The following is an 890-nucleotide window of genomic DNA, read 5'->3' as shown; positions in this document are numbered from 1 at the left end:
GTCCGCCACCATCGGAGGCAGGCTGAGCTCGTCTGCTCTCGTCTGTCCCATCGGAGCGCAGACTATTCCCGTGGTGTGCCGAACTACAAAAGCCATCTGCTCATCGCTGATCAGTTCGGCGGCAACGACCAAATCACCCTCATTCTCCCGATCGGCGTCGTCGGTCACAATGATCATCCGTCCTGCGACGAGCGCGGCGACTGCGCGCTGTACCGCCTCTGCGGGGGCCGCCATCGAACTCATCACTTCTCTAGCGCCGCATGAGAACCGAACGTCCGACCATGGTACGTGAGCGGCGCACCTTCGGTCACCTCCGCAGCGACAACGTTCCCCAGCGCGATCACATGATCCCCCCCGTCCACCAGGGCTGCGACATCGCATGCCAACCAGCCAGGCGCACCGGGCAAACGCGGCAAGTCGATGTCGCGGTCCCAAACGACGTCGGCGAACTTTCCTGTCCCACCCTTCCTCGCGAAGCCCAGCGCAATATGAGCCTGATGCGAGCCAAGTACATTGACACCGAAACGGCCGCAATTCTGAACCACTGCCAGCAAGTCCGATCCACGATCGAGTGACACCAACACCATCGGCGGCGTCATCGACAGCGACGCGAACGCACTTACCGTAGTCCCGTACGGGGAGTCGCCGGCCATGCTGGTGATCACCGACACCGGAGTCGCGACACCGGCCATCACGTCACGAAAACGGCCCTGCAGTTCGAGGTCGACGGGCAACACATCTTCGTCACCGGTTCCGACATTTGAATGAGTAAGTTGAGTCATCATGGGCCTCCATGCCTGCATCGATTGCGGTCTCAAGTGTGCTACGTCAGGTACACCACACGAATCACCTCACGCGGTGACAACTTCGGTTACCCCGTGCAATCGGTC

At 60.9% G+C, this 890-nt stretch carries 2 protein-coding genes; both read right to left on the bottom strand.

The genetic code is table 11. The features are described 5' to 3' along the window. On the bottom strand, positions 1 to 243 hold a 243-nt coding region (locus tag P3H15_RS54170), incomplete at its 3' end, for a 3,4-dihydroxy-2-butanone-4-phosphate synthase (protein WP_276144851.1). Continuing rightward, positions 243 to 692 carry a flavin reductase family protein gene (locus tag P3H15_RS54165; protein ID WP_276144852.1) on the bottom strand — a complete coding sequence of 150 codons (450 nt, stop codon included), beginning with the start codon at positions 690 to 692 and terminating at the stop codon, positions 243 to 245. The genes P3H15_RS54165 and P3H15_RS54170, both read right to left, overlap by 1 nt. Positions 693 to 890: the final 198 nt, after the last annotated feature.

It is taken from the genome of Rhodococcus sp. T2V (genome assembly GCF_029269925.1).
GTDB lineage: Bacteria > Actinomycetota > Actinomycetes > Mycobacteriales > Mycobacteriaceae > Rhodococcus_F > Rhodococcus_F koreensis.
This window is presented reverse-complemented; position numbering and strand designations above follow the sequence as displayed.